The sequence below is a fragment of the Pseudomonas sp. MWU13-2862 genome (genome assembly GCF_023242495.1).
Classification (GTDB): Bacteria; Pseudomonadota; Gammaproteobacteria; order Pseudomonadales; family Pseudomonadaceae; genus Aquipseudomonas; species Aquipseudomonas gingeri_D.
Genome location: NZ_JALMEZ010000029.1, coordinates 1 through 23974, shown reverse-complemented (window position 1 = coordinate 23974; position 23974 = coordinate 1). Strand labels below are relative to the sequence as shown.

General features: G+C 61.7%; 26 protein-coding genes and 2 pseudogenes. 14 read left to right on the top strand and 14 right to left on the bottom strand.

Going from position 1 to position 23974, the window contains the following annotated elements:
- Positions 1–72: 72 nt before the first annotated feature.
- The 7 genes from M5C56_RS31875 to M5C56_RS31845 all read right to left on the bottom strand — a co-directional run bounded on the left by M5C56_RS31875 (position 73) and on the right by M5C56_RS31845 (position 6169).
- Positions 73–426, bottom strand: a complete 354-nt coding sequence (locus M5C56_RS31875) for a RidA family protein (protein ID WP_103499157.1) — start codon at positions 424–426, stop codon at positions 73–75.
- Between the two features lie 23 nt (positions 427–449).
- A complete protein-coding gene (locus M5C56_RS31870) occupies positions 450–1679 on the bottom strand; it encodes a D-amino acid dehydrogenase (RefSeq protein ID WP_103499158.1) in 1230 nt (409 codons plus the stop codon).
- Positions 1679–3103: an amidase gene (locus M5C56_RS31865; protein ID WP_103499159.1), complete on the bottom strand. Its 1425-nt coding sequence runs from the start codon at positions 3101–3103 to the stop codon at positions 1679–1681. The genes M5C56_RS31870 and M5C56_RS31865 overlap by 1 nt, the downstream gene beginning before the upstream one ends.
- A 4-nt stretch (positions 3104–3107) precedes the next feature.
- Positions 3108–3791 (bottom strand): amino acid ABC transporter permease, encoded by a 684-nt coding sequence (locus M5C56_RS31860; protein WP_103499160.1) that lies wholly within the window; start codon positions 3789–3791, stop codon positions 3108–3110.
- Positions 3788–4444, bottom strand: a complete 657-nt coding sequence (locus tag M5C56_RS31855; RefSeq protein ID WP_103499161.1) for an amino acid ABC transporter permease — start codon at positions 4442–4444, stop codon at positions 3788–3790. The genes M5C56_RS31860 and M5C56_RS31855 overlap by 4 nt, the downstream gene beginning before the upstream one ends.
- Entirely contained in the window at positions 4445–5233 is a 789-nt protein-coding gene (locus M5C56_RS31850; RefSeq protein ID WP_103499181.1) for an amino acid ABC transporter ATP-binding protein, read from the bottom strand. It abuts the gene before it with no gap.
- A gap of 66 nt (positions 5234–5299) precedes the next feature.
- Positions 5300–6169, bottom strand: coding sequence for an ABC transporter substrate-binding protein (locus M5C56_RS31845; protein ID WP_103499162.1), 870 nt, complete (start codon positions 6167–6169; stop codon positions 5300–5302).
- A 99-nt stretch (positions 6170–6268) separates the two neighbouring features.
- On the opposite strand from M5C56_RS31845, the gene M5C56_RS31840 reads away from it, so the two are divergent.
- Positions 6269–7357: a GlxA family transcriptional regulator gene (locus M5C56_RS31840; protein WP_103499163.1), complete on the top strand. Its 1089-nt coding sequence runs from the start codon at positions 6269–6271 to the stop codon at positions 7355–7357.
- 27 nt (positions 7358–7384) lie between these two features.
- Here M5C56_RS31840 and M5C56_RS31835 read toward each other — a convergent pair whose 3' ends face one another.
- The 3 genes from M5C56_RS31835 to M5C56_RS31825 all read right to left on the bottom strand — a co-directional run bounded on the left by M5C56_RS31835 (position 7385) and on the right by M5C56_RS31825 (position 9182).
- The gene (locus M5C56_RS31835; protein WP_177097668.1) at positions 7385–7699 is read right to left on the bottom strand and encodes an AzlD domain-containing protein; all 315 of its coding nucleotides are present in this window, start codon (positions 7697–7699) and stop codon (positions 7385–7387) included.
- Positions 7699–8397, bottom strand: coding sequence for an AzlC family ABC transporter permease (locus tag M5C56_RS31830; protein ID WP_103499165.1), 699 nt, complete (start codon positions 8395–8397; stop codon positions 7699–7701). Before M5C56_RS31830 ends, M5C56_RS31835 begins: the two co-directional genes overlap by 1 nt.
- Before the next feature lie 128 nt (positions 8398–8525).
- Positions 8526–9182 carry a ribonuclease T2 gene (locus M5C56_RS31825; RefSeq protein ID WP_103499166.1) on the bottom strand — a complete coding sequence of 219 codons (657 nt, stop codon included), beginning with the start codon at positions 9180–9182 and terminating at the stop codon, positions 8526–8528.
- 193 nt (positions 9183–9375) lie between these two features.
- Here M5C56_RS31825 and M5C56_RS31820 point away from each other — a divergent pair, with 193 nt between their 5' ends.
- Positions 9376–10200, top strand: coding sequence for an aspartyl/asparaginyl beta-hydroxylase domain-containing protein (locus M5C56_RS31820; RefSeq protein ID WP_103499167.1), 825 nt, complete (start codon positions 9376–9378; stop codon positions 10198–10200).
- A 123-nt stretch (positions 10201–10323) separates the two neighbouring features.
- Here M5C56_RS31820 and fabV read toward each other — a convergent pair whose 3' ends face one another.
- Positions 10324–11520, bottom strand: a complete 1197-nt coding sequence (gene fabV, locus M5C56_RS31815; protein WP_103499168.1) for an enoyl-ACP reductase FabV — start codon at positions 11518–11520, stop codon at positions 10324–10326.
- A 217-nt stretch (positions 11521–11737) separates the two neighbouring features.
- On the opposite strand from fabV, the gene M5C56_RS31810 reads away from it, so the two are divergent.
- On the top strand, positions 11738–12682 hold the full coding sequence (locus M5C56_RS31810; protein WP_103499169.1) for a sensor domain-containing diguanylate cyclase: 945 nt from the start codon (positions 11738–11740) through the stop codon (positions 12680–12682).
- Between the two features lie 387 nt (positions 12683–13069).
- Here the strand turns inward: M5C56_RS31810 and M5C56_RS31805 are convergent, their stop codons facing one another.
- Positions 13070–13333: a DUF2790 domain-containing protein gene (locus M5C56_RS31805; RefSeq protein WP_103499182.1), complete on the bottom strand. Its 264-nt coding sequence runs from the start codon at positions 13331–13333 to the stop codon at positions 13070–13072.
- Positions 13334–13661: 328 nt separating this feature from the next.
- On the opposite strand from M5C56_RS31805, the gene M5C56_RS31800 reads away from it, so the two are divergent.
- The 5 genes from M5C56_RS31800 to M5C56_RS31780 all read left to right on the top strand — a co-directional run bounded on the left by M5C56_RS31800 (position 13662) and on the right by M5C56_RS31780 (position 18044).
- On the top strand, positions 13662–14402 hold the full coding sequence (locus tag M5C56_RS31800; protein ID WP_103499170.1) for a response regulator: 741 nt from the start codon (positions 13662–13664) through the stop codon (positions 14400–14402).
- Positions 14399–15733, top strand: coding sequence for a HAMP domain-containing sensor histidine kinase (locus M5C56_RS31795; protein ID WP_103499171.1), 1335 nt, complete (start codon positions 14399–14401; stop codon positions 15731–15733). The genes M5C56_RS31800 and M5C56_RS31795 overlap by 4 nt, the downstream gene beginning before the upstream one ends.
- Before the next feature lie 139 nt (positions 15734–15872).
- Entirely contained in the window at positions 15873–17246 is a 1374-nt protein-coding gene (ppnN, locus tag M5C56_RS31790; protein ID WP_103499172.1) for a nucleotide 5'-monophosphate nucleosidase PpnN, read from the top strand.
- 208 nt (positions 17247–17454) lie between these two features.
- The gene (locus tag M5C56_RS31785) at positions 17455–17706 is read left to right on the top strand and encodes a type II toxin-antitoxin system HicA family toxin (RefSeq protein WP_103499173.1); all 252 of its coding nucleotides are present in this window, start codon (positions 17455–17457) and stop codon (positions 17704–17706) included.
- On the top strand, positions 17703–18044 hold the full coding sequence (locus tag M5C56_RS31780; RefSeq protein ID WP_103499174.1) for a type II toxin-antitoxin system HicB family antitoxin: 342 nt from the start codon (positions 17703–17705) through the stop codon (positions 18042–18044). The genes M5C56_RS31785 and M5C56_RS31780 overlap by 4 nt, the downstream gene beginning before the upstream one ends.
- Before the next feature lie 30 nt (positions 18045–18074).
- Here M5C56_RS31780 and tam read toward each other — a convergent pair whose 3' ends face one another.
- Complete coding sequence (tam, locus tag M5C56_RS31775) at positions 18075–18839, bottom strand: trans-aconitate 2-methyltransferase (protein WP_103499175.1); 765 nt, start codon at positions 18837–18839, stop codon at positions 18075–18077.
- Between the two features lie 103 nt (positions 18840–18942).
- On the opposite strand from tam, the gene M5C56_RS31770 reads away from it, so the two are divergent.
- Positions 18943–19866, top strand: coding sequence for a LysR family transcriptional regulator (locus tag M5C56_RS31770; RefSeq protein ID WP_100943078.1), 924 nt, complete (start codon positions 18943–18945; stop codon positions 19864–19866).
- A 75-nt stretch (positions 19867–19941) separates the two neighbouring features.
- A pseudogene (locus M5C56_RS31765) lies at positions 19942–20205 on the top strand (MbcA/ParS/Xre antitoxin family protein); the annotation flags it as partial.
- A 60-nt stretch (positions 20206–20265) separates the two neighbouring features.
- On the opposite strand, the gene M5C56_RS31760 reads toward M5C56_RS31765, so the two are convergent.
- A complete protein-coding gene (locus tag M5C56_RS31760; RefSeq protein WP_103499177.1) occupies positions 20266–20703 on the bottom strand; it encodes a MarR family transcriptional regulator in 438 nt (145 codons plus the stop codon).
- 77 nt (positions 20704–20780) lie between these two features.
- Between M5C56_RS31760 and M5C56_RS31755 the strand changes: the two genes are divergently transcribed.
- The 4 genes and pseudogenes from M5C56_RS31755 to M5C56_RS31740 all read left to right on the top strand — a co-directional run.
- A complete protein-coding gene (locus M5C56_RS31755; RefSeq protein ID WP_103499178.1) occupies positions 20781–21887 on the top strand; it encodes an NAD(P)/FAD-dependent oxidoreductase in 1107 nt (368 codons plus the stop codon).
- A gap of 317 nt (positions 21888–22204) precedes the next feature.
- On the top strand, positions 22205–23080 hold the full coding sequence (dapA, locus tag M5C56_RS31750; RefSeq protein ID WP_103499179.1) for a 4-hydroxy-tetrahydrodipicolinate synthase: 876 nt from the start codon (positions 22205–22207) through the stop codon (positions 23078–23080).
- Positions 23081–23145: 65 nt separating this feature from the next.
- Entirely contained in the window at positions 23146–23520 is a 375-nt protein-coding gene (locus M5C56_RS31745; protein ID WP_103499180.1) for a DUF2784 domain-containing protein, read from the top strand.
- Between the two features lie 277 nt (positions 23521–23797).
- A pseudogene (locus tag M5C56_RS31740) lies at positions 23798–23974 on the top strand (ribonucleotide-diphosphate reductase subunit beta); the annotation flags it as partial.

Sequence of the window (23974 nt, the reverse complement as noted above, 5' to 3'; positions counted from 1 at the left end):
CCAGGCGACGCGGTCTGACAGGACACCGCGTCGATCCCATCGCCAGCAAGCCGGCTCCTACAGGGGTTGGATTCAGGCCTTGGCCGCAATCACCATGATTTCCACCAACACTTCAGGCCGCGCCAGGTTGGCTTCTACCGTGGCCCGTGCCGGGGCACCGCCCTCCGGCAACCAGGCATCCCAGACCGCGTTCATCGCCGCGAAGTCGCGGTCGATATGCTTGAGCCAGATCTGCGCGCTGAGCAAACGGTTCTTGTCGCTGCCGGCCAGGGCCAGCAGCCCTTCGATCTTCTCCAGCACCTGGCGGGTCTGGGACTCAATGTCGCCTTGCAGATCGCCCGGTACCTGGCCGGCGAGGTAAAGCACATCGCCATGGCTGACCACGCCGGACATCCGCGCATTGCTCTGGAAACGTTGAATCGTCATCGGTCTTTCTCCTTGGATAAACGTCAGCCGGCCGCGTGTTCGACCAACCGCACCAGGCGCTGCGCGCTGCCAAAGGCCAGGGTCATGCCCAGTGCGCCATGCCCGGTGTTGAGGTACAGGTTACTGCCTGCGAGGTGTTCAAGCACAGGTCTGCCAGTGGGCGTCGCCGGCCGCCAGCCGCTCCAGGGCTGACAATCCCCGGTGTGCCAACCGCCGCCGAACAACGCCTCGGTCGAGGCTTGCAGTTGCTCGATCCGCGCCGCCGGAATCGACGCGTCCATCCCGCACAACTCCACCATCCCGGCCACCCGCAGACGGTCACCGATGCGGGCGAACACGGTCTTGCGGCGCATATCGGTGATACTGACCGTCGGCGCCCGGGTGTGCCCGGTAATCGGCAAGGTAATGCTGTAGCCCTTGAGCGGATAGACTGGCAAACGGCTACCCAGTTGCGCCAGCAAGCCGGTGCTGTAGGCGCCCGCGGCCAGGACCACCGCCTCGCTGTGCAGCACTTCGGCCCCTTTATCGGCATGCCTCAGGTTCAGCGCGGTGATCCGCTCAGCACGGCGCTGGAAACCTTCGACCTTGCGCTCGAACAACAGCTGCACGCCCTCGCCCGCCATGATCCGGGCCATTTCGCGACACAGCTTGAGACCGTCCACCGCGCATTCGCTGTCGGTGTGAATCGCGCCATGAAACGCCGACTGATAACCGGCCAGCGCCGGCTCTATCGCCACCGCCTCACTGGCGCTGACCACCTGTTGTCGCGAGCCCAGCCCCGCCTGGAACCGCACCTGACGCTGCGCCTTGTCCAGCCCTTCGGCGTCCGGGTACAGCACCAGCTTCCCGGTGCGGGTGAAATCGCAGTCCAGACGCTGCTCTTGCATAAACCCGTCCAGGGCCTGACGGCTCTCGGCCGCCAGCGCCAACAACTCCACCGTGGTCTGGCGCGAGACCGAAGTCCGGCAGGCCGCCAGGAACGCCATGCACCAGCGCCATTGTTCCGGGCTCCACTGCGGGGTGAAGCGCAACGGCCCGCTACGGTCGAGCAACAGCTTGGGGATCCCCGGCAACAGCGACGGATCGGCCAGCGGCTGCACATAGCTGTAGCTCAACTGCGCGCCGTTGCCGCCCACCGCGCCCATGCCGGGACCGGACGCCTGGTCGATCACCGTGACGCGATGCCCGGCCCGGTGCAGGAACCAGGCACTGCTCAGCCCGACGATCCCCGCGCCCACCACGCAAATCTCCATTACACCGCCTCCTTGTCCAGGGCCCAGCCGCTCGGCGTCAGTTGATGCCAGTCGGTCTGCTGCTGATAGGCATGACCGATGCGCAGGATCAGCGGCTCGGCGAACGCCTTGCCGACGATCTGCATCGACACCGGCATGCCCTGGCCGTCAAAACCCACCGGCAATGCCACCGAACACAGATTGAGCAGGTTGGCGAAACGCCCCAGCAGGGCCAGCGGCGTGCCGTACTCATCCACTTGATCCAGCGGCACACTGCCGACGGCATTGGTCGGGAACACACAGGCGTCGATATTCAGCATCGCCTCCTGCATGGCCTTGCGCGCGGCGCGGCGCTGATTGTGCAGATCGATATAGGCTGCCGAATCGATGGCCTTGCCGCTCAATACACGGCGCTGAACGTGGGGGTCGAAGCGCAGGTCGCTCTGTTCGAACAGCGCACCGAGACTGGCATAACCTTCGGCGCTCATCAGCCCGCCGGCCACCCGCATGCACAACTCCAGCGAGCGTGGCAGCGGCTGCTCCACCAGATGCATCCCCAACGCGGCCAACTGCTCCAGCCCTTGATCGTAGGCCGCCAGGATATCGGGGGCAATGGCGGCGCGCTCGGCTTGTGGCAACACCCAGATCCTGAGTCCCGCTACCGCTTGATTGAGTCCCGCCGCGGCACTGAACACCGGGGCCTGGGCCGAGACCGGGTCCAGCGGATCGGGGCCAAGCAAGGCATCGAGCATCCAGGCCGCGTCCTCGACGGTGTGGGTGATCGGTCCCACCGAGTCCAGCGACGGGCAGAGTTCGATCAGGCCATGACGGCTGATCAGCCCACGGGTGGTTTTCAAACCCACCAAGCCGCACATACCGGCGGGAATCCGCACCGATCCGCCGGTATCGGTGCCCAGGGCGGCACTGGCCAGGCCGCTGGCCACCGCCACCGCCGAGCCGCTGCTGGAACCGCCCGGCGCCCGATGGACTTCGCGGTCCCAGGGATTCCAGGGCGTGCCCATCACCGCATTGGTGCCCCAGCCGCCGAAGGCGAACTCCACCGTGTGGGTCTTGCCCAGGATAATCGCCCCGGCCCGCTCCAGACGCTGCACGGCGGTTGCCGTGAGGCGGGAGATGCGCGGACGCTGCGCCAGCGAGCCACCGGTAATGGCCTGCCCGGCGATTTCAAACAGGTCCTTGATCGCCACCGGAATGCCGTGCAACGGCCCGAGATCGACCCCGGCGGCACGCTGCTGGTCAGCAGCGATCGCCGCCCCCAGCGCACGCTGGGTGTACGCCTCGACATAGGCATTGAGCTGGCCGTTGAAGCGTTCGATACGGGCCAGTTGGCCGCGCACCAGGGCCTCGCTGGTCAGTCGGCCGCTGCGCAGCGCCTGCTGCAACTGGCCGATACTGTGGAAAGTGCTGTGATCCAGGGAATTCATCCAGTCAACCTCTCAGGCTTTTGCGGCCACGGGAAAAGCGCTTCTCAAGCACTCGCGACAGCAGGGAAAGCGGGAACGCGATCACGAAATAGAACAGGCCGACCAACAGGAAGATGTGCATCGGCAGAAAGCTCTCCGAAGCAATCGCCCGGGCAGCCAGCATCAGCTCATCGGTGGCGATCAGGGCACAGAGCGAACTGTCCTTGAGGATCGACACATAGGCGTTGAGCAATGGCGGCAACATCCCGCGAATCGCCTGGGGCAGGATCACCGCGGTGAACGCCTGGAACGGCGTCAGGCCGACGGCAATCGCCGACTCCCGCTGCCCCCGGTGCAGGGCATCAAGGCCGCCGCGCAGGATCTCGGCGATATAGGCACTGCCCTGCAAGCCCAACCCGAGAATGCCGGCCTCGAAGCCGGACAAGGTCAGGCCCAGGCTCGGCAAGGAGAAATACAGCGCCAGCAACAACGCCAACAACGGCAGCGCGCGCATGCCCTGGATGAAATACACCGCTGAGCGACGCAGCCAGGTAAACGGGCCGCGCAAGGCCCAGGTCAGCAAGCTGCCGAGCAGCGCCGCCAGGGCAAAACCGCCCAGGGACAACTTCGCGGTGACCACGCCGCCTTGCAGCAGGCGCGCGGTCCAGTCGCTCCAGTACTCGGGGTATTGCGCAAGGAAACTGATCATCGTGCGCTCCCCCAATGCCGTTCAAGACGGATAAAACCCAGGCCGATGGGCAGGATCATCGCGGCGTAGATGCACATCACCGCAAAGTAGATCAGCGAGGTCTGGAAGGTCGAAGTCACCAGGTTGCGCGCCAGGAACATGATTTCCGGCACGGCGATGGCCGAAGCGATGGAGGTGTCCTTGATCAACTGCGTGACATAGTTGGCGAAGGCCGGCAGCGAACGGCGCAGCGACTGCGGCAGAAGAATGTTGGCCAGTATCTGCATCCGGGTCAGCCCGACCGCCAGACCGGCCTCGTATTGCCCGACATGCAACGACTGCAGGCCGGCGCGAAAGATATCGCAGAGCACGGCACTGCCCACCAGGCTCAGGCCGACGATGGCCGCCAGCCACGCGGGCAGATTGATCCCCAGGTACGACAGGCCGAAGTAGATCAGGAACAAATGCGCCAGGGCCGGCACGTTGCGCATCCATTCGATAAAACAGGCAATGCCCGCCTGCACCAGTCGCGAACGGCTGAAGGTCAGCCACACCGCCAGCGCCAGGCCGCCGATACTGGCCAGCACCAGAGTGCAGAGGGCGATTTCCAGTGCCGTCAGGGCACCGCTCAACAGCAGGGGCAACAAGCCGAAAAAGGTCTGGAGGCTGCTCATTCAAGCCTGCTCCATGGCCATGCGCCCGAGAAAGCTGCGGGTGCGCTCGTGGCTGGGCGTGTCGATCACCTGGGCGGAAGGTCCCTGCTCGACGATATGGCCGCCGTCCATAAAGATCACCCGATCGGCCACATCGCGGGCAAAGCGCACTTCGTGGGTGACCATGATCATGGTCCGGCCCTCTTCGGCCAGTTCGCGGATCACCGCCAGGACTTCGCCCACCAGTTCGGGGTCGAGGGCCGAGGTCGGCTCATCGAACAGGATCACCTTGGGTTGCTGCGCCAGAGCCCGGGCAATCGCCACACGCTGCTGTTGCCCGCCGGACAACTGCTCGGGGTAGGCATCGGCCTTGTGCCGCAGATGGACCTTCTCCAGCATCGCCTCGGCCAGCTCGTAAGCCTGCTTGTGCGGCATGCCACGGGCCTTGATCGAGCCCAGCGCGACATTGTCGCGTACGTTCAAGTGCGGCCAGAGGTAGAACAGCTGGAAGACCATGGCGATCTCCAGCCGCTGCGGGGCCATTTCCCGGTCACTCAGCAAACGCAGGCGCGAACCGTCCCGGGCTTGCCCGATCAGTTCATCGCCGAGCCAGATTTCGCCCCGACTGGGCTTCTCCAGGTAATTGATGCAGCGCAGGCAGGTCGACTTGCCGGAACCGCTCGGGCCGATCAGCGACAGGGTTTCCCCGGCCTTGAGCTCCAGGCTGATGCCCTTGAGCACCTCCAGGTCGCCATAACTCTTGTACAGATCACACACGCGCAACAGCGCAGGTTCTACCAGGTTGGACATCTTGCTCACCCGCTTTTTCTCGGTCCGGCGCAGGGTCGACCACCTGACCCTGCGCACCACGCTTTATTATTGGCAGCCAGGCAGTTTCCAATCCGCCGGACGGTCGACGCTCAGGCGCAGGTCCTTGCCCTGGGGCATGAACCAGACATCCTGGGTCAGGCCGTAGCGAGCGCCGATCTTGCGCATCTCGCAGGTTTTCCAGAGCGCCTCGATCTGCGCATTGACCGCCGCCAGCAACTGCGGATTGTCCTTGTTGAAACCGAACACCACCTGTCCCAACCCGGTCAGCAGGGGGAAATCCGGGTCGTTGTCGGTGAAGGCGTTGAAGTGCAGGTGCCACTGGGCATTGCGCGAAATGGCGTACTGCATGACCGGCGGATCACCGATCACCGCGTCGATACGCCCGGCCAGCAGGTCACGCACGGCGGCGTCCGAGGTATCGTAGAGCGTCACTTGCAGCCCCGGGATCTTGCGCATTTCAGGAATGAAGGAGAACCCGGTGATGGTCCCGACCTTCTTGCCCTGCAGGTCCTTGAGGGTTTTCCAATCGGTCTTGTCGGTCTGGGTGATGCCGTTCTTGAAATAGTGGATCGGATCGCTCAGGGCCATGATTTTCGAGCGTTGCTCGGTCCAGCCCATGGTCCCGGCCATAACATCGACGCGGCGGGCCTGCACCGAGGCAATGGTTCCCGACCACTCCATCAGCGCCGGCTTGACCTTCATCCCGAGCTTCTCGGAAATTTGTTGAAGGATTTCACCGTCATAACCGACCATCTTGCTATCTTGATAACCAGTCCCCGGCATGTCACCGCTGAAGGCGATGGTCAGGCTGCCCGGCTCCACGGTATCCAGCGCGAACACCGGTCCCGCGGCCAGCAGGGACAGTATCAATCCGGCGCAAAGGCCGGCAAAACGTTGCATGTCAGGCTTGTTCATCGTGTGCACCTCGTTGGTTTTCTTATTGAACGACAGGATGTTGGGCAGGCCTCCATCCTAGGGCCGAGGGCACATAAATCAGTTGGATGCTTTGCACGAATGATTGAATATTTGCGACATCTGCATGAAACCGCGAACGAGGCCGGCGAGCCGAGCCTGGTGGCGCGCCTCGACCAGCAACCGGCACCCGCCCCGCACAAGCGCCGCGGAACGGCCGAACTGTCGGTGGGCATCGTGCTCTGGCCGCGTTTTCCGTTGCTGTCCTTGTCCGGGCTGACCGATGCCCTGCGCCACGCCGCCGACACCGGCGACCAGAGCCGGCCGATCCGTTGCGAATGGAAGGTGCTGGGCACGCCGGGGCAACGCGTCGCCTCCAGCGGTGGACTGGACGTGCCGATCGACAGCGAAATGGGCGACCCGCAACGCTTCGACTACATCGTGGTGATCGGCGGCCTGCTGGACTCGTTGGCCGATGTGCCGAAAAGCTACCCGGCGTTCCTGCACCAGGCCGCGGCGGCCGGCGTGCCCTTGATCGGCTTGTGCACCGGCAGCTTCGTCCTGGCCCGTCACGGGCTGATGGATGGCCACACCGCCTGCGTGCACGCCTACCATGCCGATGACTGGAAACGCCTGTTCCCGACCCTGCGGTTTATCACCCACAACGACTTCCTGATCGACAAGGACCGCATCACCTGTGCCGGCGGTGTGTCGGTGATCGAGCTGGCGGTGCATCTGATCGGCATGCACTGCGGCCCGGACCGCGCCGGCAAGGTGGTGCACCAGATGACCGTGGCCAAGAGCGGCACCGGCAGCTTTCTCGACCGACGCAAGGCCCTGGGTTATGCCAGCTCGTCCAACCGGCGTTTGCACGAGGCGGTGATGCTGATGGAAAAACACATGGCCGAACCGCTGGAAATCGAGGCCATCGCCCATTGGGTCGGCACCAGCAAGCGCCAGCTGGAACGGTTGTTCATGGCGGAAACCGATACCAGCCCGGCGCAGTTCTATCGCCAGGTGCGGCTCCGCTTCGGGCGCTGGCTGCTGGTCAGCTCGGATCGACAGATCGGCGAAATCGCCTTTGAATGCGGCTTTGCCGACGCGCCGCATTTCATCCGGCATTTCCAGAGCCTGTTCGGTCTGTCACCGGGCAAATTGCGCAAGGAGTTGCTCAAGCACGCCGGTCCGTGATCGGCGTGAAGGCCGATCAGCCCGAAATCACGCCAACCACCAGCGCAGCAGAAAAAAGAACGCCATGCTCAGCAACATGCTGAGCAAGGTATTGCGGGTGTAGAGCACCAGGCCGATGGCCACCAGCGAACTGAGCAGGTACGGATTATCGTACTGCAGGTTCAACTGGTGATCGGGCATGAACACGATCGGCCCGCAGATCGCCGTGAGCATGCCCGGCACGGCAAAACCGAGGAACTGCCGGGCATTGCTGCTCAGGCGCACCGGCAAGCGGGGTTCGAGAAACACGTAACGGTTGAGGAACACCAGCAGCCCCATCCCGAAAATCACTGCCCAGACGATCATTCGTGCCCCCGATACAGCTTGTTGCAGAGAAATCCTGCCGTCATTCCCGCCAGCCCCGACAACACCAGGGCCGAACCCAACTGCCAGTAGCTGAACAGCACCGAACAGAACAACGACACCGCCACACAGACCACGGTCGGCACATTGCGTACCACCGGGGTGATCAAGGCGATAAAGGTCGCCGCGATGGAGAAATCCAGCCCCAGATGCTCAAGACCGGGAATGCTGCGGCCCAGCACGATCCCCGCCAGGGTGAACAGGTTCCAGGCGATATAGAACGTCAACCCCACCCCCAGCGCATACCAGCGGTTGAACTGTCGCTTGTCGTGCTGGCTGGTCAAGGCAAAGAGCTCGTCGGTCAGCAGGAAGCCCAGGCCGACCCGCCAGCGGCCGGACAACGGGGAAATCACCGAGCGCATGCTCATGCCATACAACAGGTGTTGCGAGGTCAGCAGCGCGGTGGTGAGCAGGATCGAGAAAATCCCCGCGCCGCCCTTGAGCATGCCGATCGCCACCAGTTGCGCGGCACCGGCAAATACGATGCTGGACAAGCCCTGGCCTTGCAGCGGCGTCAGGTTGGCCTCGATGGCCATGGAACCGGCCAGCAATCCCCAGGGCGCGGTCGCCAGGGACAGCGGCATGATGGCCACGGCACCGCGCAGGAAAGCGGTGCGAGGTAACAGATGATCGGACATAAGACTCGGGCACACAGAAAAAGACGCCGACTTTGCCAGCCCGCCGCACGCCTGTCTTGAACATTTGTGCACAAACGGGCACTTGAGCCGCGCGTCGAATCAAGCGCCGCCCAGGTATTCCGGAGCAATCAGCGAATCGGCGGCACGCGCACCGGCCCTTGTCGGCATTGATTCCTGACGCCTTTGCCGCACTCGCCGAAGCCCAGGTCCTTGGTCAGGCACACACGCACTTCGGCCAGTTCCGGTCCGCTGCAACGCACCGTCACCCCACCCTCCGGCATCCCCGGATTGCTCTGGCGGAACAGTTGGACGATCTGGTCGGCGGAGTATTCCCGCGGCGTCGTCGAAGGTTGCAGGGCGGGTGGAACCACCACTGTCCCCAGCGCCTTGTCGGCCGCATTCAGGTAGCCAGAGGCGCCCAAGCCACTGCAGGTACCGTGCTTGTCCCACTCATGCTCCAGCAGTTTGCCCGAGGGAAACAGGGTAAGGCCCTTTTGCCGCTCCTGCTGCGTCAAGGGTGTCAGTGGCGGGCAGGATTGTGGCCAGCCGCCCTTGGCATACTGCGGCCACAAGCCATGGAGCACAAAACCATAACCCTTGCCGCTGCACTGCTGATCCTTGGTATGAGTCAGGCAGAAGGTCGGCGACCAGGACAAGGTCAGCAGGTAGTAATCGAAGACCCCCGCCACCGACTCCGTCTGCTGCCTCGATTGCCGGGCTTCGCTGAGACTTGCATGGCCCATCGTCAGGGCGATGAACAAGACGACTACAGAAGATAATTTCATTGGTTTTCCTATCCCATCGGGCGCCATCATGGCGCTCAAAACATCGTAACCATAGCGTCAGATCAAGGTCTGTCTTGAACAATAACTGTTAAATGTCACTGCAAAACAGTAACATTCAGCACTTTTTTCCAGGCTTTGCCGCGCCGTCCCGGCGCACGCCGCACTTGACGTAGTCGCTCTAGGAGCAGGTTTCATGAGTATTCGCAACATCCGCAAGAAAGTCGTCTCCGCCCTCTGGACCCTGGCCGTACTCTTGCTGATCTACTGCTTTCCGAAAACCATTCTCGGTTTTCTGCTCCTGGTTGGTGTCTGCGGTGTCTATGACTTCCTGCGCAACGGCATCTACACCGCCGAACTGGCGAAGAAGTATTTTATCGGCAACGGCCGCAACACCTGGGTACTGTCGCCCTTCAACTCGCTGTTCGACCTGATCAGCAAGCCCAATCGCGGCATCTACAAGATGCAGGACCTGCCAGAAGACTGCCAGCGCGACCTGCAGCAAGTCATCGACAAGGCGATGAGCCACAAGGACGAGATCATCCAGTACCTCGACTCACGGATGGCGGAAAACAAGCGCGGCATGTTGTTCTTCCAGTGGTACGGACGCAAGATCGACACCGAACTGGATATCTCGGAACTCCAGCAGAAGTTCCCCTACGTCAAGACCGTGGGCGTGTCGGTCTTCAATGAAAACCGCTCGACGTCCTTCCACTTCGGCCCGTTGCGCATGATGTTCCGCGTGCTCTACAACATGGCCCCGGCGCCGCACCACGACGGCGTCTACATCCAGTGCCGCAAGCAAAAGCATTACTGGCATGACGACCCGCTGTTCATTTTCGATGACACGCTGCTGCACGCCTCGTTCAACAAGAACGACGCCAAACGTTACTGCCTGTTCATCGATATCGTCCGCCCGTCCTACGCCCCGCGCATTATCAGCGGTGCGATCGCTGCGTTCGCCAGCGCGGCGTTCACCCTGCGCCAGGGCTTCTACAAGAACTGGAAGGTCATCAAGTAATAACGGCTGGAGGTTGCGCCGCGCCTTCGAAGCTGCGCGGCCAAACCCGGCAATAGCCTTGAGGCGCTGGATTGACCAGCCCCTCAAGTGACCGCCTCAACCCCGCAGGACGCGGGCGCTGATTCAGGCCTGGATCAGCTTGGCAATCGCCACGTCCGGGCTGACGTCGGCCTCGTAATCCACCCCTTCGACCCCGAAACCGAACAGACGCAGGAACTCGGCCTTGTAGCCGGCAAAATCCGTCAGTTCGTTGAGGTTTTCGGTGGTGACCGCATCCCACAGCTTCGCCACCTGCGCCTGGACTTCCGGCTGCAGTTCCTTGTAGTCGGCACGCAGGCGGCCGTCTTCGTCGAGGATCGGGGTCGGCGAGTACAGGCTGTCCTTGTACAGGCCGTAGACCTGCTCGATGCAACCTTCGTGGGAGCCCTGCTCCTTCATCACCTTGAACAGCAGCGACAGGTACAGCGGCATGATCGGGATCGCCGAGCTCGCCTGGGTGACCACGGCTTTCAACACCGAAACCCGCGCGTCGCCGCCTTTGGCCGCCAGACGCTCACGAATCTTCAGGACCTTCTGGTCCAGGTCCTTCTTGGCCGCGCCAATGGAACCGTTCCAGTAGATGTCGTGGGTCAGTTTTTCGCCCAGGTAGGTGAAGGCGGTGGTTTTCGCGCCGTCAGCCAGCACACCGGCCTCGTCCAGGGAATCGATCCACAGCTGCCAGTCTTCGCCACCCATGACCTTGACGGTACCGTCGATCTCTTCCTGGGTCGCCTCGGCCAGCGTGGTGACGTTGACCTCTTCCTTGTCGGTGTTCAGTCCGCGCTGGGTGACCGACTTGCCGATCGGCTTGAGCGTCGAGCTGTAGACTTCACCGGTTTTCGGATCGGTACGACGCGGGGCCGCCAGGCTGTAGACCACCAGGTCGATCTTGCCCATGTCGCGCTTGATGGTCTCGATGGTCAGGCGCTTGACTTCATCGGAGAAGGCGTCGCCATTGATGCTCATGGCGTACAGGCCTTTCTCTTCGGCAAACTTGTGGAACGCGGCGCTATTGTACCAACCGGCGGTGCCGAGCTTGCCTTCGTCGCCTTCACGCTCGAAGAACACCCCCAGGGTGTTGGCACCGCAGCCGAAAGCCGCAGTGATGCGCGCTGCCAGGCCGTAACCGGTGGATGCACCGAGCACCAGGACGTTCTTCGGTCCGTCGCTGACCGGGCCTTGCTGGGTGACGTAGTCAATCTGTTGCTTGACGTTGGCTTCACAACCCACTGGGTGGGTGGTCACACAGATAAAGCCACGAACGCGTGGTTTGATGATCATAAGGTTCCCTTTTTTCATAGGCCGATATCGACACTGACGGTAAGCAGCGTCGCGGATTCTAGTCATAGACGTTCAAAAAGCCGATGCGTCACTGCTTTTACAACACAGGCCCGCGCGGGGAAAGCAAATTCCCCTGCCATGTATCGCCTGGACCTTGATTAGCCGCCGTGCGCGCAACATTCTAGCGCCCACCTCCGCCAGCGAAGCCTGATCGATCATGAGCGCCACGCCTTCTACCGAAACCGATAGCGACGTCTACAAAACCCTGCTCGAATCGACCAAGGCCATTCCCTGGCGAATCGACTGGCAAACCATGACCTTCAGCTACATCGGCCCGCAGATCGAGACCCTGCTCGGCTGGACACCGGACAGTTGGGTCGGGATCGATGACTGGGTGTCACGCATGCACCCGGATGATCGGGAGTATGTGGTGAACTTCTGTGTGTCGCAGTCCAAGGCTGGCGTCGACCACGAGGCCGACTACCGGGCGCTGACCCGCGACGGCGAATACGTCTGGATCCGCGATGTGGTGCATGTGGTGCGCAAGGACGGCGAAGTCGAGGCGCTGATCGGCTTCATGTTCGATATCAGCGAACGCAAGAAAACCGAGGAACACCTGATCCGCCTGCAAAAGCAGTTGGAGGAGTACTCGTTCCAGGATGGCCTGACCGGTATTGCCAATCGTCGTATGTTCGACACCGTGCTCGCCCGGGAGTGGGAACATGCCCAGCGCAATCAACTGCCGCTGTCGCTGATTATCCTGGATATCGACTTTTTCAAGCAGTACAACGACCACTACGGGCATATCAGGGGTGACGAGGCCCTGCGACAAGTGGCCCAGACCCTGTCCCAGGCGACCAATCGGCCACGGGACTTTATTGCCCGGATCGGCGGTGAAGAGTTCATCTGGCTATTGCCCGAAACACCGGCGGACAAGGCTCGGCAAGTGGCGGATAAATGCCTGCAACTGATTCGCCAGCAGCAGATCGAACATGAGAAGTCGGCGATTTCCGGGCTGCTGAGTCTCAGCCTCGGAGTCGGCACCATACGCCCCGCCGTCGATGAAGCGGCACTGGGTTTTGTCGAGAAAGTCGATGAGTTGCTCTACAAGGTCAAACGCAACGGCCGTATGGGGGCCGAGTACGCCAACTTCAGCGACTGACCGATGGATTCACTGGATATCGAGGCTCGGCGTCGGACGCTCCGATGTCGCTGCCGATACAATTGCGCAGATTTGTATCAATAATGACTATCAATACAGCTGATAAGCCATCATCCGGCGACAATGCTACTGTTCGCGCCGATGGCAACGTTATGCCTCAACTATTCTCCGGGCACTTGCGCGGAACAGTTATTGAGTCATCTCGACTTCATCATCCCTTTGGTAAGTTTTAGCTACTGCGCCGAGTGCCCTGCACTTTGTGCGGTGGCTTTTTTTAGCTCATTCAAATACTCGAACTTGATTAATCCAAGGCACTTGTCGTGGGCGCTACTTTTTCATGGCGCTGCAAACAGTGCCTGGCAAGGGGCGAAAAAAAACGACGGTAATTCAGCTGCCTTCATTGCAGTGATCGGAAAACTTGCGGTAGTCGAGGACGTGCTCCCGGCTCTGGGAGTCGAGGTAGGTCATCCGGGCGTTGACGATACTGCAGGCGGCATCGTCGCCCTCGGTGATGGACAGTACTTTGCGGACATCCAGATGGCTGCCGTAGGTGTAGGTCTCAGGCTGCACCTGGGATTCGGCACGAGCCGACAAAGTGCAGATATTGAGGGCGGCAAAAAGGCAGGCGGCGTAGAGGGCTTTGCTGTTCACGGTCGATTCCTGTCGGTTCAAGGGTGGGTTGTTCAGTGAGGTCGAGGTGATCCGCATCGCCTCGATGGAGTTCATTGAATGCCCTTGAGGTATCCCGAATGTGTCGCGAACCGGCCGCCGTTAAAGCTCAAGTGTCCCAAGGGCCTCAAGATACAGATCGATACAAATCCCTCGGCCAAGGGCCAGCCTTGCTCCGCCATCGCCAGGCGTTTTTGCATGCCTGTGTATCCGTAGCCCGCCAGATACACTGCAATACAAAGGCCCGATGCCAGCCGCCACAGCCCTCGCTAGACTGTGCCCTAAACCAACATTGACGGAGCCCGGCCCCATGGATCATGTCGATCACATCCTGATCGTGGACGATGACCGCGAGATCAGAGAGCTGGTGGGCAACTACCTCAAGAAGAACGGCCTGCGTACCACGGTGGTCGCCGATGGCCGGCAGATGCGTACCTTCCTCGAAACCACGCCGGTGGACCTGATCGTGCTGGACATCATGATGCCCGGCGACGACGGCCTGCTGCTGTGCCGTGAACTGCGCGCCGGCAAGCACAAGGCCACGCCGGTGCTGATGCTGACCGCCCGCAGCGACGAAACCGACCGCATCATCGGCCTCGAAATGGGCGCCGACGATTACCTGGTCAAACCCTTCGCCGCCCGCGAGCTGCTGGCCCGGATCAACTCGGTGCTGCGCCGCACACGGATGCTGCCACCCAACCTGATCGTCACCGAAAGTGGTCGACTGCTGGGGTTCGGGCGCTGGAAGCTCGACACCAGCGCCCGCCACCTGCTGGATGAAAACGGCACCCTGGTGGCCCTCAGCGGCGCCGAATATCGCCTGTTGCGGGTGTTTCTCGACCATCCACAGCGGGTCCTGAACCGCGACCAGTTGCTCAACCTTACCCAGGGCCGCGACGCCGATCTGTTCGACCGCTCCATCGACCTGCTGGTGAGCCGCCTGCGCCAACGGTTGCTGGACGATGCCCGCGAGCCGGCCTATATCAAGACCGTGCGCAGTGAGGGTTATGTGTTCTCACTGCCGGTGGAAATCCTCGGTGCAACCCAATGAAACCGGTCCTGCTCTGGCCGCGCACGCTGGGCTCACGTCTGTCGCTGATCTTCCTCGCCGGGCTGATCCTCGCCCAGGCGCTGTCCTTCGGCGCGCAGTCCTACGAGCGCTATCAGAGCGCCAAGACCGCCATGCTCGGCAACCTGGAAACCGATGTCTCGACCTCCATCGCCATTCTTGAACGCCTGCCGGCGAGCGAACGCGAAAGCTGGTTGCCACGCCTTGAACGGCACAACTACCGCTACCTGCTGAACGAGGGTGTTCCCGGCATTCCCATGCAACCGGATGAAGTGCCGATCGCCGTCCCCTCGCTCAAAGAGGCCATCGGGCGTGACTACCCGCTGACCTTCAGCGACATTCCCGGCCCCCGCAAACACTTCCAGGCCCATCTGAAACTGCGTGACGGCAGTCCGGTGACTCTCGACATCACCCCATCGGTCATGCCCATGTCGCCCTGGTTGCCCTTTGTCCTGCTCGGTCAGTTGCTGCTGATGCTCGGCTGCGCCTGGCTGGCAGTGCGGATTGCAGTGCGCCCGTTGACCCGCCTGGCCCATGCCGTGGAAAACCTCGACCCCAATACCCACGGTGTACACCTGGACGAAACCGGCCCGACCGAAGTGGCCCACGCGGCGGCGGCCTTCAATGCCATGCAGGCGCGTATCGCCGCCTATCTCAAGGAGCGCATGCAACTGCTGGCGGCGATTTCCCATGACCTGCAAACCCCCATCACGCGCATGAAGCTGCGGGCCGAGTTCATGGACGACTCCACCGAGAAGGACAAGCTCTGGCAGGACCTGGGCGAAATCGAACACCTGGTGCGTGAAGGCGTGGCCTATGCCCGCAGCGTGCATGGCGCCACCGAAGCCAATTGCCGCATCGACCTCGACGCCTTTCTCGACAGCCTGGTATTCGACTATCAGGACACCGGTCAAGCCGTGGAGCTGATCGGCAAGAACGGCGGGCTGATCGACACCCGCCCCCATGCCCTGCGACGCGTATTGGTCAACCTGGTGGACAACGCACTGAAATTCGCCGGCAGCGCGCAGATCGTCATCACCCCCCAGAAAAACCGACGACTGTCGATCCTGGTCCTGGACCGCGGCCCGGGTATAGCCCAGGCGGAACTGGAAGAAGTCCTCAAGCCCTTCTATCGCGTGGAAAGCTCGCGCAACCGCAGCACCGGTGGGACCGGCCTGGGCCTGGCCATCGCCCAGCAACTGGCAACCGCCATGGGCGGCACATTGACCCTGAGCAATCGTGATGGCGGAGGGCTGTGTGCGGAACTTGAGCTGAACATGGGCGATACGCCTGCGGGTTTCGCGACGCGTTAAAATCCTGCAAGCTGAGCCAACCGGCACCAACCACCTGGGTGCCTGATTTAGCTATGCTAGGAACACGCGTGCGCGCGAAGCCTTTCTGGTGCAGCCGGCGCCTTAGCAGCCCGGCGACATCGCCTTGATGGAATAAAGCATGACCCAACGATCGGTAATCAACGCCTCGGTTAGCCCCAAGGGCAGCCTCGAAACCCTTTCCCAACGTGAAGTGCAGCAACTGAGCGAAGCCGGCTCCGGCAGCATCTACACATTATTCCGCCAGTGCGCCCTGGCCATCCTCAACACCGGCGCCCATGTCGACAATGCCAAGACCATTCTCGAAGCCTACAAGGATTTCGAGATCCGTATTCACCAGCAGGATCGTGGGGTCCGCCTGGAACTGCTGAACGCCCCGGCCGATGCCTTCGTTGATGGCGAAATGATCGCCAGCACCCGCGAAATGCTCTTCAGTGCCCTGCGCGATATCGTCTACACCGAAAACGAACTGGAGAGCCAGCGCATTGATCTGGACAGCTCCCAGGGCATCACCGACTACGTTTTCCACCTGCTGCGCAACGCCCGCACCCTGCGCCCCGGCCTGGAGCCGAAAATGGTGGTGTGCTGGGGCGGTCACTCCATCAGCACCGAGGAATACCAGTACACCAAGAAGGTCGGCCACGAACTGGGCCTGCGCAGTCTGGATGTCTGCACCGGTTGCGGTCCTGGGGTGATGAAGGGGCCGATGAAAGGCGCGACCATTTCCCACGCCAAACAACGCATCACCACCGGCCGCTACCTGGGCCTGACCGAGCCGGGGATCATCGCCGCCGAGGCGCCGAACCCGATCGTCAACGAGCTGGTGATCATGCCCGACATCGAGAAACGCCTTGAGGCGTTCGTGCGGGTGGGCCACGGCATCATCATCTTCCCGGGCGGCGCCGGTACGGCCGAAGAATTCCTCTACCTGCTCGGCATCCTGATGCACCCGGACAACCGCGAACTGCCGTTCCCGGTGATCCTGACCGGCCCGCGCAGTGCAGAAGCCTACCTTCAGCAACTGAACGCCTTTGTGGTCGCGACCCTGGGTGAAAAAGCGCAGAAGCACTACGAAATCATCATCGACAACCCGGCCCAGGTGGCCCGGCAGATGGCCCACGGGTTGAAGGCGGTCAAACAGTTCCGCCGCGAACGCAATGACGCCTTCCACTTCAACTGGCTGCTGAAGATCGATGGCGGCTTCCAGCACCCGTTCGATCCGACCCACGCCAACATGGCAAGCCTCAACCTCAGCCGCAGCCTGCCCCCCCACGAACTGGCGGCCAACCTGCGCCGGGCGTTTTCCGGGATAGTCGCCGGCAACGTCAAGGACAAGGGCATCCGCCTGATCGAGGAGCACGGCCCCTACGAGATCCATGGCGACGCGGCGGTGATGCAGCCGCTGGACAAGCTGCTCAAGGCCTTCGTTGAACAACACCGCATGAAGCTCCCCGGTGGCGCGGCTTATGTGCCTTGCTATCGCGTAGTGAGCTAAACCCGCGACAACGATCTGTTTGTATCTGCCAAGCCGGTGCAAACAGATCGCCCTCCTGCGCCCAATACATCGATCCTGTAGGACCCGTCCCAAAATCCCTCGGGAAACGTAAGCAAGCCCGAAACCCCTATTGAACGCCCCGGCAAAACCCTTCAGTCTTGACCCTCAACATCAGTGCAACTATATTTAGTTGCAGCAAGAAGGCTTGGTGTCCAAGAATGAAAAATTGCTCGCTAAACTGCTCAACCCCTGGTCGAGCTTTAGCTGGACGGAGCTGGTGACGCTATTGGGTCACTTTGGTTACCGTCGGCTCGAAGGCCCAGGTAGCCGGGTCAAATTCGACAACGGCGACCCGCAGGCAGCGATCAACCTGCACAAACCTCATCCTGGCAACGAGCTGAAAACCTATATCAAGCGTCAGGTGATTGATCACCTGCGTTCAGGAGGACTGATTTCGTGAGTAATCAGATGCATTACAAAGGCTATTACGGCTCCATCGAAGCCAGCGTCGAGGACAACTGCCTGTTCGGCAAGCTCCAGTTCATTCGCGCGCTGGTAAGTTATGAGGGGCAAACCGTGGCGGAATTGGAAACGGCGTTCAAGGAGGCCGTTGACGACTACCTCGACACCTGCAAACAGTTGAACCAGGCGCCCGAGATGCCCTGCAAGGGCTCATTCAACGTGCGCGTGGGTCACGATCTCCATCTGGCCGCCGCGTTGACCGCGACGCGCCAGAAGGTGACGCTCAATGACCTGACCCGTCAGGCCCTGAGCGAGTATCTGCTGCAGCATGCCTGATCGACTCAAGCAGAGACCCTTGAGCAGGTTTCAGCGCGTCGCGACCACGAACAACCTGGGAAACGGTAATAACACCGTTCCATCGGCGAGCGCCGGGTAGGCCCCGGTGATCGCCGTCAGGTAAGCCTGCAGAAACGCCGCTTTCTGCCCCTCATCCAAGGGTGCCAGGTACGGCCGTAGCGCCGAGCCCTTGAACCACTCCACCACGGCGGCATGACCGCCGGCCAACGGGTGGTGATAGGTGGTGCGCCAGACATCCACGTGGCTGCAGTGCGGACGCAGCAGTTCGTAATAGAAACTCGCGTCGTGCCGCGGCGGGTGCCGAACCGTCGCGATCTTGTCCGCCCACGGTCCGCTGGCGGCCACTTCCCGCGCCAGCCGGTGCGATGGCTCCTGCATATTGTCCGGAGTCTGCACCGCCAGGCTGCCACCAGCCGCCAACTTGCTCACCAGATGGGGATAGAGCGTGGCGTGATCCGGCACCCATTGCAGAGAGGCATTGGCCAGGATCACATCGAAGGTTTGATCCGGGTTCCAGGTGGCGATATCGGCGAGTTCGAAATTCAACGCGGGCAAGCGCGCCCGAGCACTGACGAGCATATCCTCGGAGCTGTCCATGCCGGTGACCCGCGCCTCGGGAAAACGCTGGGCCAGGACTTCGGTGGAGTTGCCCGGACCGCAACCCAGGTCGACAGCCACGCCGACCGTGCCGGTAGGAATGGCGGCCACCAGATCGCGGACGGGACGGGTGCGCTCTTCTTCAAATGTCGAATATTGCTTGGCTGACCAGGTCATCACGCTTCCTCTTGTGCATGGGGAGTGAGCACAAGCGTAGGTTTTGCACGCCATGATGACAAATGCTAATAATGACAAGCTGCCATACTGAAAAGGTATCGAAATGTTAGAGCTGCGTCGCTTGCATGCGTTTGTCGTGATCGCTGAAGAAGGTCATATCACCCGGGCGGCGGAGCGTCTGCATATGCAACAACCGCCCCTCACCCGCCTGCTGCAGAAGCTGGAGGCCGAGATGGGCGTGGCGTTGATGGAACGCCTGCCACGGGGTGTTCGCCCGACCACCGCGGGCCTGGCGTTGCTGGAAGAAGCCCGTGCTGTCTTGGCACGGGCCGAGGGCGTGACCGAGGTGGTGCGTCGCGCTGCCCGGGGTGAACAGGGGCGGCTTGGTATCGGCTTCACCAGTTCGGCAGCGCTGCACCCGTTTGTGCCGGGCGTGCTGCGGCACTTTCGCGAGGCGTTTTCCGGCGTTTCGGTGATTCTGGAAGAAGCCGGCACCGGGGAGTTGATGGATGCGCTGGTGCACGAACGCCTGGATGCCGCCTTCGTGCGCTCGCCCTTGAGCGGTACACCGACCTTGCAGGCCGAGCCGATTCTGGTCGAACCGATGTTGCTGGCACTGCCGATGGATCATCCCCTGGCACAGGACACCCGCGTCCCCCTGCCCTTGTCCGCGCTCGCCGGCGAAGCCTTTGTGCTGTATCGACGTCGGGTGGGATTGGGGCTCTACGACGCCATTCTGGTGGCGTGTCGCGAGGCGGGATTCAGCCCACAGGTGATTCAGGAAGCCCCACGCATGGCCGCCACCCTGAGTCTGGTCGCCGCCGGCCTGGGGGTTTCCATCGTCCCGGCCTCGATGCAGCGCCTGCGGGGCGACGGGATTGCCTATCGCGCGCTGTCACAGTGTCCGGGACTGATCGCACCGCTGCACCTGGCGACCCGCGTGGGCGATAGCTCGTCGGTACTGCGGCGGTTTCGGGAGTTGGTGATCGAGGCGGCGGCAATGGAGACCCCATCAGCGCAAATCTGAAAGCACTGGCACTTTCAATTATCCGGCATTTACCGGACTCTATTCGATAAATGCCGTATAAAAAGAGGTGTCCCCATCATTCCTCTCACCCCCCTCAAGACACGTACAGCCAAGGACCAGCGGCTGACTATCAATGATAGCGACCCATTGCTTCGTGCGGTTCGCATCACCGCCATAGCGAATACGCTTTTCGGCAATGATGAGAAAGCCAAGCGCTGGTTGTCCAAACCCAAGGAACACTTCTCGGGGAAAAGTCCCATGACCATGCTGTCGACTATTCAGGGAACCCGTCAGGTAGAGGAAATGCTCATACGTCTGGCGGAAGGTCTTACCTTTTAACCTAGAGCGTTTTCCGACCTGTCGAGACGTACCCACGCCGTACGTCCCGTGTGAGTGGCTTCAGGAATCAACGCGCAAATTGGCATTGGCCCGCTGCAGAAAGTCCACAAAACGCTCCACCTCCTCATCACTGAAACCCGCCAGCGCCTTGATATTGCCCTCCCACAGAATCTCTTTCGCCTGCGGTATCCGGGTCAGCGCCAGCTCGGTCAACTCCACGATCTGAACGCGCTTGTGCTCCGGATCGGGCCGGCGGCGGATCAGTTGATCCCGCTCCAGACGAACCAAGGTCTGGGCCATCGACGGCTGCTCGACCTGCAGCAAACGCGCGAGCTCAGCCTGGGTCCGCGCTTCCCCCCGCTGCAGCGCACCCAACACCGGCATGCTGGCCATGCCGATTCCCAGCGGGCGCAAACGCACCTCGGCCTGCCGGATCAACTCCTGCGACACGCGCTTGATCAGGAAGGACGGCACCCGGTTCAGATCTAAATTGTTCATCTAACGACCCCTTGTCATAGGCACCTATGCTAATTCATCATAGGTGCCTATGACAAACCGCGCTCTGGAATGACACCATGGTCTCGACTCCACGTATCGCCATCGTCGGCGCCGGCCTCGGCGGCTTGATGCTCGCCCGTATGCTGTACCTCAAAGGCGTGCCTTTCCTGATCTTCGAGCGTGATGAGTCCATCTCGCAGCGGCCACAGGGCGGCATGCTCGACCTGCACGTGGAAACCGGCCAATACGCGCTGCGCCTGGGCGGGTTGTTCGAAACCTTTCAGCAATTGGCCCGCTACGAAGACCAGGGCCTGCGGCTGTTCGACCAGCACGGTACGTTGCAGATGGAAAAAGCCGATGCTGCCAGCGGCGACCGCCCCGAGATCGATCGCGGCCAGCTCAGGGAGCTGCTGCTGGAATCGATCCCGGAAGACACTTTGCGCTGGGGCCACACCCTCAGGGAAGCCGAACAACAGGACGACGGCTATACCGAGCTGCGCTTCGACAACGGTCTGAATCAGCGCTTTGAGCTGGTGGTCGGCGCCGACGGTGCCTGGTCCAAGGTGCGCGCTCTGGTCTCGACAACACAGCCCGCGTTCACCGGACTCACCTTGCATGAACTGTCGATCCCCGACGCCGATGCCCGTTATCCTGAGGTCGCGCAACGGGTCGGGCGCGGCATGCTGATTGCCAAGGGCAAACGCCAGACAATCTTTGCCCAACGCAACGCAAACGCCCATATCCGCGTGTATGCCGCCTTGCATCGGCAGGTAACAGCGCACGAAGCAAAAACCAGGAGCGACCTGCTCCGAGACTTCAAGGGTTGGGACGCCTCATTGCTGCAACTGCTTCACGTAGCGGACGAACCTGTACGCCCCTGGCCGGTTCATGTGCTGCCGATCGGTCATCGCTGGGAGCACCGCGACGGCGTCACCCTGCTGGGCGATGCCGCGCACCTGATGCCACCCGCCGGCGAAGGCGCCAACCTGGCGTTGCGCGATGCGGTGGATCTGGCGGATGCGCTGCTGGACGACCAGGACTGGAAAACCGCGGTTCGAGCCCATGAACGGGTGATGTTCGAACGCGCCGCCCTGGCTGCCGTCGAGGCAGACAAAATGATGATGGCCGACTCGGTCGAAGAAAACCTGGAACTGATGAAAAGTCATCTGGGCGCCGAAGCCTGAGCCACACTCGATCGACATCGGCAATTGACAAACCCGGCGCCAGCTTTTAAAAATGGACGCCTGATCCAGGGTGTAAACAAATATGTGCGCAACGCTCAACCTCATTGCTGTCGCCGTTGGCTTGAATGCCAAGGCCCCGGCATGCGTTGCGTTTGCCCCTAAATCGAAGAAACAGTCGCTCATGTGACCGGGGCGCGCTGTCCCGTCAGATGAGCTGACAGGACATTGAGCGCGACGACGGGTCACCCCTCCTCTTCTGCCAACTTCCTTCTACGCTTCTGACGGTGACGACACGGTCAACCATCAGGAGAAAGTGCATGTCATCGTTTCAAGGTATCTGGGTCCCCCTCGTTACGCCGTTCGTGAACCAGGCCATCGACTTCGTCGCCTTGCGGCGGCTGGTCAGCCATCTGCTGGACAGCGGCGTCGACGGCATCGTGGTCTGTGGCACCACCGGGGAAGCCGCCGCACTGGGCAAACATGAACAGCTGGCGGTGCTGGATGCCGTACTGGAGCTGGTCCCGCCACAGAAGGTGGTAATGGGCCTGGCGGGCAACAACCTCAGCGAGTTGCTGCAGTTCCAGAGCGAGATACTCAAGCGCCCCCTGGCCGGGCTGCTGGTGCCTGCGCCCTATTACATCCGCCCGTCCCAGGCCGGCCTGGAAGCGTTTTTCAAGACTGTCGCCGATGCCTCCAGCGTGCCGATCATTGTCTACGACATTCCCTACCGCACCGGGGTGAGCTTCGAGCAGGCAACCCTGCTCAGGATCGTCGCCCATGACAATATCGTCGCCATCAAGGACTGCGGCGGCAACCTGAACAACACCCTGGCGGTGCTGGCCAGCGGCCTGGTCGATGTGCTGTGTGGCGAGGACAACCAGATGTTCAATGCAATGTGCCTCGGCGCAACCGGTGCAATTGCGGCTTCGGCGCATATCCATCCCGAGTTGTTCGTCCAGTTGTACCGGCAGATCCAGGAGCAGCAGCTCGCAGCTGCCAGGACGACATTTTTCCAACTGACGCCGCTGATCCAGGCCCTGTTTGTCGAGCCCAACCCTGGTCCGGTGAAAACCGCCCTCGCCCTTCAGGGGTTGATTCGTGACGAACTGCGCGCGCCCATGCAAACCAGCAGTGAAGCCACGGCCCAGCGCCTGAAAGACATCCTCGCAACGCTCAAGTCCAACGCGCGGTAGAGGTCGGACCAGCGACCCGGGTAGGATATCCGCACTTACGTCATGGATCAGAAAAGGAAGTCGAGATGTTCTACCGGATAGCGGCCGACGGGCTGGTGTCGTTTCACCTGCTGTTCATCTTGTTCGTGCTGTTTGGCGGGTTGCTGGTGCTCAAATGGCGCCGGTTGATCTGGTTGCACCTGCCCGCCGCGACCTGGGGTGTGATTGTCGAAGTCTTTCACCTGGAATGCCCGCTGACCCGCTGGGAAAACCTTTTTCGCCAGGCCGCCGGACAAGGCGGTTATGGCGAGGGCTTTATCGAGCACTACCTGATTCCGCTGATCTACCCCGCCGGGCTGACACCGACGATACAGCTTGGCTTTGGTGCCTTGGTGCTCTTGCTCAACCTCACGGTTTACCTGCATCTGTTCAAAACCCGCCGCCTGAAAGCCGCCCTCTAGACACCTCACCGAGAAGCTGCGACGAAACAGCGCGTTGCGCCCCAGCGGATTGACCGACCGCAAAAACCACCATATAGTGTGCCAACCTCACATAAAAACACTACATGATGTGCCATGCTTCTCCTACGGCACCTCTCATCCCCCTGGAGCGCCAGGGTTTTCCAATGCCTGCTTGTGCCGTGAATCCTGTTGAACGGGAGCTCCAAACACGTGTCTACCTGCCTGACAAACAGGCAGTGAACCAGGCCTACCCACACCCCCACACAAGGAACATCCGATGCTCAGCTGGGACGAATTCGACAAGGAAGAAGGCGCAGCCGCCATCAAGGGCGCCAACGCCGGCCACGCCACCGAAGCCAACATGGACCGCCTCGACAGCGCCGGTGGCGCCGCGGCCCAGGAGGCCCGTGCCGTGACCGCTTCCGACTCGGCTGCCATCGCCCGCGCCAAGGCG